Source organism: Butyricicoccus sp., from assembly GCF_050872565.1.
GTDB lineage: Bacteria > Bacillota > Clostridia > Oscillospirales > Butyricicoccaceae > Butyricicoccus_A.
The window spans coordinates 1-7,900 of record NZ_JBNMHC010000074.1 but is presented as its reverse complement, the minus strand read 5'-3'; the positions used below and the strand labels follow the sequence as shown (position 1 = coordinate 7,900).

Genomic DNA, 7,900 nt, shown 5'->3' with positions numbered 1-7,900 from the left:
TTGATGCTGACGCCGAATGCATATACCAAACCGATGTATCCGTTTGATTTTGCGTTTACCGTGCGGTATACGCTGGAGGGAAATACGCTGAAAAAACAGCACATTACGACCAATCGCGGCGATACAGATATGTACTACGAAGTCGGCGGTCACGATGCATACAACGTTGCGTTGGAACCAAACGAAACCATGGAAGATTATTACGTAGATTTCGGTTCCGGTGATGCGATTTATCCGCTCATCAATGATGATGCGCTGATGATTACCAAGGACAAGCGCACGGTGCCGCTGGAAGACGGCAAACTGTTTTTGTCCAGTGAGTTGTTCAAATTGGATGCTCTAATTTTGGACGACTGTAAGAACAGAACGGTCAGCATCCGCAGCAAAAAATCCAAACATGTGATTTCTATGGAATTTTCTGATTTTCCATATTTAGGTATTTGGAGCAAGTACACGGGAAAAGATACCAATTACGTCTGCATCGAACCGTGGAGCACTCTGCCGGATGCAAATTATCTGGGTCATGCCCTAGAAAATAAGATTGGCGTGCGAAAACTCGCGCCAAATAGTAGCGAAACGCTGACATTTACAACAACGATTGAGGAATAAAAAAGCAGAAGCTGCATGTGCAGCTTCTGCTGGTAAAATCAAAACGGTTTACTTGGCGCGATACATCGCAGACAGGCGGGTATGTGACAGCACATGACCGCGCAGGCCGTGAATCAGCTCGTTGAGATAGAAGCCCGGCTTCAAATTCAGCTTGCAGTCCAGCGCATAGACGGACAGATCGTACTGATGGTCTTTATCCGGAGGTGCCATGCCGCCGTAGCGCGAGGCCTCTTCGATGGACTCGTCGGATGCCACGCTGTGGAAGCTGGTGCAGCCCTGAATCAACGATGGGTCGTGTCGGCTTGCATCTTCCGGCAGCTCTGTGACCGTTAAATCGCACAGTGCCCAGTGAATCCAGGTAAAGCCGCACACCGGAATCGAATCCAAATCGTCCAGCACGACGGCAAAGCTGACCGTGCCTTCCGGTGCATCCTCAATCTTGAACGGAATCGAGCGCAGCGGCGTTCCTTCTGCGGAAAGCTCCGTGCCGAATTTGCCGAAACGATCTTCCCAGTAGCCATTTGCGATACCTGTACTTGTTACTTTCATAGGAAAATACCTCCTGTTCCTTGGGTTTCGGTTTTATTATACCAGCATTCGAGGCTGGCTGTAAACAAATCTTATGGGAATAAGGGAAAAATGCTTGTATTTTCTCCTTCGATTGAGTATAATTGTAGTATTGTATTTCGATGGGAGGTGTAAATCCTATGAACTTTTTACTGGATACAGCTATGCCGAGCGCACAGGCATATGCATCTGTGCTTCCGATTATCCTGCTGATTGTCCTGTTCTATTTCCTGCTGATTCGTCCGCAGAAGAAACAGGAGAAGAAGGATAAGGCGATGCGTGACAGCCTGGTAGTCGGCGATCATATCTGCACGATTGGTGGCATTGTCGGTAAGGTCGTAAAGATCGACGATGATGAGCTGGTAATGGAGACCAGCGGCGGTACTCGTATGCGCTTTAAGAAGTGGGCAATTCGTGCCGTTACGACTGAACAGGATGAGCAGAAGGCATAAGTATGCATGACGGATGCCCTTTTCGCGTAGCATAATGCAAACAGCTGCGCGAGGAGGAACACGCATGAAACATACAGAATCGACAGACAACGCGGTTTTCTGGGCGGCACCGCTGCTGCTCGGGATGCTGATAACCTTTGGCGGACTGCTGGCTGGCGCTTGTTTGCTGGCGAGCGGAACCATGGGAATGCAGATGAGACCATTGATTGTATGTCTCCCGTTTGCTGCGGGGACGATACTCACCGCCGGTTGGAGTGCACGGCGCGCGCCTGCCAATCGACTGGTGCTGGGAATGCTGACAGGGCTTTCTCTGCTGGGCTGTCTGTTTCTTCTGAGTCTGACGCTGCGTGAGGCAGCGTTTCAGGCAGTGGCAGCCGGAATGATTTCCGGCATTGCCGTCGCAAGCTCGCTGACCGGAGCGATTCTGGGAGCGGCTGCAAAAACGAAAAAACGGCGCAGATAATCTGCGTCTGATATTTTAACACGAAAGGAGCAATTGATTATGTCTCACATTAAGACTCTGAACACCTGCACTTTTAAGGAGTCCGCTGCACACGGCGGATGTGGCGAGTGCCAGACCTCTTGCCAGTCTGCATGCAAGACTTCCTGCACCGTTGCAAACCAGAAGTGCGAGCACGAGAAGTAAGTCTGATTTGACAGAATAAACAGGCTCGGGACTGACATGTGTCAGTCCCGAAATTTTTTCATAGGAGTTATTTGATTATGATACATCGTTTTTCCATGAAGGGTGTCAATATCCTGATGGATATTAACAGCGGCTCGGTTCATGTGGTAGATGATGCTGCCTATGCGCTGTCCGCTGTTGTTGCACCGGGTATGACAGAGACATGTCCGGAGGATATTCTCCGCAGCCTGTCCGACCGGTTTACCGAGGATCAGCTGCAGGAAGCATATCATGAGCTGTACGAACTGGAGCAGAGCGGCTATCTGTTCGCAGATGATGATTATATCAATATTGCCGCAGCCATTCCGACCGGCGCACCGATCAAGGCACTGTGCCTGCACGTGTCGCACGACTGCAATCTGCGCTGCAAGTACTGCTTTGCAGATACCGGTGATTTCGGCATGGGCAAGCGCATGACCATGGATTTTGAGGTAGCAAAGAAGGCGATTGACTTTGTTATCGAAAAGTCCCGTGCCCGCCGCAATATCGAGGTAGACTTCTTTGGCGGCGAACCGCTCATGGCTTGGGAGACCGTCAAGAAGACCGTCGAATATGCCCGTTCTCTGGAAGAAGAGAAAAATAAGAAGTTCCGTTTTACCATCACGACCAACGGTCTGATGCTGGATGATGAGAAGATCGACTACATCAACGAGAACATGGACAACTGCGTCCTGTCTCTGGACGGCAGAAAGTGCATCAACGATGAAATGCGTCCGACGGCAGGCGGCTGCGGCAGCTATGACATCATTGTGCCGAAGTTCAAGAAGCTGGTTTCTCAGCGCAGCAAGGACAAGGATTACTATGTTCGCGGTACATTTACCAGCAAGAATCTGGACTTTACCAATGACGTGCTGTCCATTGCGGACGAAGGCTTTGACCAGCTGTCTGTCGAGCCGGTAACCAGTGAACCGGGTACTGGATATGACATCAGCGAGAAGGATCTGCCGCGCATCGGTGAGGAGTATGAAAAGCTGGTTGACATCATGCAGCAGCGCCGCAAGGAAGGCAGAAGCTTTAACTTCTTCCATTTCATGGTGGACTTGCAGCAGGGTCCGTGCGTCATCAAGCGGCTGCGCGGCTGCGGTGCCGGTTATGAATATGTCGCTGTGACACCGGACGGAGAGATTTATCCGTGCCATCAGTTTGTCGGCCATCCGGAATTCCTGCTGGGAACGCTGGATAACGGCAAGTTTGATATGGATATTTCCGATCATTTCTCCCGCCTCAATGTATGTACCAGACCGAAATGCAAGGATTGCTGGGCAAAGTTCTACTGCTCCGGCGGCTGTGCAGCGGCAAACTTTAACATGAACGGCGATATTGAAACACCGTATGAAATGGGCTGCGAATTGCAGAAAAAGCGTTTGGAATGTGCAATCTACCTTAAAGCGGCGCAGATGATGGAAGAATAATCCGTCAACACGACAAAAAATGAGGGCTTTGTCAAAAATGCTGTTGAATTTTAACGAAATCGCTCTATAATGATGTTATAAATATCGGATTCTGCTCACAGGAATCCATCTCCGGTTCGCTGCTTTCCCCCTCGTATTGCGGACGGAAGAAATAAAGATGAGGTGATTTTTATGCCGCATAGTATTGGACTTGGTATGATCGGCAGCAGCGAGCTCTCCGATCGCCTTCTGAAAGGAATTTTACGGGATCATGTCGTAGACGGAAGCCGTATTTATATTGCAGAGCAGGATGAACGCCGCCGCAATTATTTTGTGGGTTTGGGCGTGAATTGTATTCCGGATGTCTCGGCATCTATGCTCCGCTCGGAAATTATGATTCTGTCTGGTGAGAAGCGAGAATTTTCTACGCTTCTGTCTTCGGTTTGCGGAACGACGCGCGGTCGTATTCTGGTATCGACGATTCCGGGACGAGATTGCGCGTATATTCAGGATCGTGTCGCAAAGGCAACGTATGTTGTCACGGTAGAAAGTGAAGATACCGAAGACGGAAAACATATTAGCCATCTGACCTATTCTCCGCGCTTTCCGAACCACATGAAGTCCGCGGTAGAAGATATGTTCCGCACCATCGGCGAAGTTGAAACGGAACAGCTTACGTAAAAACGCATAACACAAATCAGCCAAGAATATCTTACTAGCAGGGAACCGGAAAGGGGACGGCTATGAAACGGGATATTCTTGGCTTTTTGCTTGTCCGGCGGCTGCGGCAGTCACCGGCATTTGCGTTTTTAGTGGCAGCTTTGCTGTGTGGAGTGTTTGCCGGTGGTTTTACCGGCATGTACATTCCGCAATCAGACGGGAGTTATGTGCAGGAGTTGGCAAAGCTCGTGTCCAGTAATGCTGCCGGACGGATGCCGTCTGTTCGCACCGTGCTGACGAGCGCGGCAAGTACAGTTGGCTGGATTGCCGCGGCGGGCTTGCTTGGCGCGATTCCGGGGCGAGCACTATGGATGGCGCTGCTCTTGGCAGTGCGCGGATTTTTTTTATCCTTCGCAGCGGCAGCAGCACTGGTGCAGTCAGGCTTGTGGGGTGTATATATCGCCTTTGTTTCTATTGGCATCTGTGCTGTTTTTTGGCTGCCAGCGATGCTGCTGATTGGTACAGCTGCATTGGACATTGGGATGCAGCACGGCAAATATTTTGCTGCTTGGAAGCCATACGGTGGATTGTGGCTGCTGTGTATCTTGCTGCTGTGTGCGTCTATGCTCTGGCGGCTGCTGCTCGTTCCGGTTCTGCTCGGTTTATTTTAACGGATAGAAGCTGTGTATGTTTGCGCTGTTGCAAGACATACACAGCTTTTCTACATATCAAAGAGCGACAGCTGTTGGTCTGCCAGATTATCTATGATGAGATGATGCTTGTGCGCGTAGTGTACGGTATACGCTGTGCCGCCCGGCGTTCCGTCAAAGAAGCAGATACAGCGGCAACTGCGTTCTACCAGAAAACGGTCGCGCACGGCATAACATTCCGGCATATAACGGGGAAAGATACAAAAGGTGCGCGAGGCCTGAGCCAGTGTATGCTGATACCGTGTCCGCCAGATGGGCTCCCAGTGTACATGCATGTCTGGAAAAGCTACGGCAGCCCAGAGTTCAATCGGCAGTCCTTCACCGCGCAGAGCGAGAACCGCCTGTGCCGCCCAGAGATCAAAGCCGCGGCTCATGCCGGACAAAAAGTAGCGACAGCCATGCGCATAGGCGCGGTGAATGGCCTGACACAGCTGTACCTGCATGTCACAAAACAGGCGGGAGCCTTCTTGATAGCCGGATGGCATTTTTTCTGGTCGGTAGCCGGTAAAACAACAGACAGATGTACGCATAAAGAGTCCTTTCTTCGCTGGGTATTTCGATTGCGTATCTTTATTGTAGCAGGTGTACCGCGCAATTGAAACAGGCAATTTGGTATGCTATAATAAAAACAATCAGATACGCCCGAAACCAAGAGGAAAGGATGGGAGGAATATGCTGATTTGTCCGCATTGCGGTGCACCGTTGGTGCGAAAGGAAAAGGCTTTTTGCTGTGAATCAGGACACAGCTATGATATTGCAAAGGCTGGTTACTGTAATCTGTTGCAGACCAATAAATCCGGCGATCATACCGGAGACAGCAAGGAAATGGTAGCAGCTCGCCGTCAGTTTTTAGACCAAGGCTATTATGAAGGATTGGCTAAGGCGATGTGCCAGCAGATCAAACAATTGACCAAAGATAAGGAAGACATTCAGTTTGTCGATGCCGGATGCGGTGAGGGATATTACACCCGCCAAATGGTGCAGGCACTGCACGAGAGCGGCAAGCTCAAAGAGAGCATTGGTATTGATATTTCTAAATCTGCTACACAGTACGCAGCCAAACGCGATCCGTATACTCAGTATATCACAGGCAGTGCCTATCATATGCCGCTGGAGGATCATTGTGCGGATGTGATTTGTTCGCTGTTTGCACCGACACCGGAAGAGGAATTTCTGCGTGTGCTCAAATCCGATGGTGTTGTCGTATGCGCGGTACCGGGAGAGGATCATCTGTGGGAGCTGAAGTGCGCAGTGTATGACAAGCCGTATCAAAATCGCGAGGAAAAATACCAGCTGCACGGATTTCAGCGCATTGGCAGACAGAAATTTACCTATCGCGTTCATCTGGACCGTCCGGAGGATATACGCACGCTGTTTGCCATGACGCCGTATTCGCATCGCACCTCGAAAATCGGTATGGCGCGGCTGGAAGCCCTGCGAGAGCTGGATGTCACGCTGTCGTTTGTCATTCTCGTATTCTCTGCGGAGGAAACCGAGTAAATCGCTTTTTTCACGACGGAAAGTGTGATATACTATACCGCATACTCTGTATTTGAAAAAGCGAGAGAGGAGGAACACTTCTGTCAACAAATAGAAAGCCGGAGTCTGCACGGAAAAAGCGGATCAAGCAGATTTCCGGAGCGATGGTGCGCAGTTATTTTGTGGACAGCATTCCCAAGGCATCGGCGGAGCTGTCCTATTACCTGTTGTTTTCTATTTTCCCGCTGCTGCTCGTCATGAGCACGTTGATGTCTGCGATGAAAATTTCACAGGTGACGATTTTAAATATTCTCAGCCTGCTTCCGGGTGATATTCAGCGTGTAATTTCTCCGATTATCACGCGGTATATCGGTTCGATGTCGCCGTTTACCTTTATTAGCCGCATTTTTGTGTTTACCATTTTGGGCATTTATTTTTTGAGTCGAACGATGAGCTCGCTCATGCATACAGTCAATCGTATTTATGGTATTCCCAATCGGCGCGGCGGTATTGGCCAGTTGATTTTTGAAGTTTTGACAGCGGCGGGCTTGATTTTTGCCATTGTCTTTACGTTTATTTTGTGGATTTTGGGACGATCCATTCGCATTTTTGTGCTCCGGTATCTGCATATCAGCCTGCCAGAACAGCTGACATGGCTGTGGGGCTGGGGACGATTTTTAATTGCGATTGGCCTTATGTTCCTGTTCATTTTGATTTTGTGTTATCTGTGTCCGAATTGCATCATGAAACTCAAAGATGCTTTGCCAGGAGCACTGTTTACCTTGGTGGCATGGATTATCTGCACTGTTATTTTTTCTTTTTATATCACCAATATCAGCCAGTACGATGCACTGTATGGCTCGATCAGTGCCATTATGATTTTGATGCTGTGGCTGTATTTGACCGGCATTGTCCTGATTTTAGGATTTGAGCTGAACTTCATTTTGATGAAGCGCAAGCGCAAAAATTTTATTTGTAAGCGAAAACCGTGGTACGCCAAAGCAATTGACGGAGAAACCACGCGGTCACGCAAGAGAAACAGAAGAAGAGTTAGGAGGAAACAAAGATGAAAGTCGTTGCATTCAATGGCAGCCCGCGCAAGGGCGGAAAGACCGAGATTTGACTCAATCTCATCGGAGAAGAACTGAACAAGCAGGGCATTGAGCTGGAAATCATTCAGGTGGGTGCGCGTGCCAAGCCGTGTACCGCTTGCTATCAGTGTCTGGAGCGCGGAGACGGTCATTGCATTCAGAATGACGAAGTCAATGCTTGGATTGATAAGATGGTGGAAGCTGACGGCATTATTTTAGCCTCTCCGGTGTATTATGGCGGCATTGCAGGCGGCAT

General features: G+C 49.6%; 11 protein-coding genes and 1 pseudogene. 10 read left to right on the top strand and 2 right to left on the bottom strand.

What is annotated here, in order from left to right:
• A pseudogene (locus tag ACR0P9_RS04815) lies at positions 1-609 on the top strand (hypothetical protein); the annotation flags it as partial.
• A gap of 48 nt (positions 610-657) precedes the next feature.
• On the opposite strand, the gene ACR0P9_RS04810 reads toward ACR0P9_RS04815, so the two are convergent.
• Positions 658-1,158, bottom strand: a complete 501-nt coding sequence (locus ACR0P9_RS04810) for a YbhB/YbcL family Raf kinase inhibitor-like protein (RefSeq protein ID WP_432617840.1) — start codon at positions 1,156-1,158, stop codon at positions 658-660.
• 158 nt (positions 1,159-1,316) lie between these two features.
• Here ACR0P9_RS04810 and yajC point away from each other — a divergent pair, with 158 nt between their 5' ends.
• From yajC to ACR0P9_RS04780, 6 genes are all read left to right on the top strand, one after another.
• Positions 1,317-1,628 carry a preprotein translocase subunit YajC gene (gene yajC / locus ACR0P9_RS04805; protein WP_432617838.1) on the top strand — a complete coding sequence of 104 codons (312 nt, stop codon included), beginning with the start codon at positions 1,317-1,319 and terminating at the stop codon, positions 1,626-1,628.
• 64 nt (positions 1,629-1,692) lie between these two features.
• Positions 1,693-2,091, top strand: coding sequence for a hypothetical protein (locus ACR0P9_RS04800; protein WP_432617836.1), 399 nt, complete (start codon positions 1,693-1,695; stop codon positions 2,089-2,091).
• A 39-nt stretch (positions 2,092-2,130) separates the two neighbouring features.
• Positions 2,131-2,274 carry a six-cysteine ranthipeptide SCIFF gene (gene scfA, locus ACR0P9_RS04795; RefSeq protein ID WP_432617834.1) on the top strand — a complete coding sequence of 48 codons (144 nt, stop codon included), beginning with the start codon at positions 2,131-2,133 and terminating at the stop codon, positions 2,272-2,274.
• 77 nt (positions 2,275-2,351) lie between these two features.
• Entirely contained in the window at positions 2,352-3,725 is a 1,374-nt protein-coding gene (scfB, locus tag ACR0P9_RS04790) for a thioether cross-link-forming SCIFF peptide maturase (RefSeq protein WP_432617832.1), read from the top strand.
• A 171-nt stretch (positions 3,726-3,896) separates the two neighbouring features.
• The gene (locus tag ACR0P9_RS04785) at positions 3,897-4,385 is read left to right on the top strand and encodes a hypothetical protein (protein WP_432617830.1); all 489 of its coding nucleotides are present in this window, start codon (positions 3,897-3,899) and stop codon (positions 4,383-4,385) included.
• A 62-nt stretch (positions 4,386-4,447) separates the two neighbouring features.
• On the top strand, positions 4,448-5,035 hold the full coding sequence (locus ACR0P9_RS04780; protein ID WP_432617828.1) for a hypothetical protein: 588 nt from the start codon (positions 4,448-4,450) through the stop codon (positions 5,033-5,035).
• A 50-nt stretch (positions 5,036-5,085) separates the two neighbouring features.
• Here ACR0P9_RS04780 and ACR0P9_RS04775 read toward each other — a convergent pair whose 3' ends face one another.
• A complete protein-coding gene (locus tag ACR0P9_RS04775; protein ID WP_432617826.1) occupies positions 5,086-5,604 on the bottom strand; it encodes an SLOG family protein in 519 nt (172 codons plus the stop codon).
• A 142-nt stretch (positions 5,605-5,746) separates the two neighbouring features.
• Here ACR0P9_RS04775 and ACR0P9_RS04770 point away from each other — a divergent pair, with 142 nt between their 5' ends.
• The 3 genes from ACR0P9_RS04770 to ACR0P9_RS04760 all read left to right on the top strand — a co-directional run.
• Positions 5,747-6,574: a putative RNA methyltransferase gene (locus ACR0P9_RS04770; protein WP_432617824.1), complete on the top strand. Its 828-nt coding sequence runs from the start codon at positions 5,747-5,749 to the stop codon at positions 6,572-6,574.
• Between the two features lie 143 nt (positions 6,575-6,717).
• A complete protein-coding gene (locus ACR0P9_RS04765; RefSeq protein ID WP_432617822.1) occupies positions 6,718-7,623 on the top strand; it encodes a YihY/virulence factor BrkB family protein in 906 nt (301 codons plus the stop codon).
• Positions 7,624-7,685: 62 nt separating this feature from the next.
• A partial coding sequence (locus ACR0P9_RS04760; protein WP_432617842.1) for a flavodoxin family protein occupies positions 7,686-7,900 on the top strand: 215 nt, incomplete at its 3' end.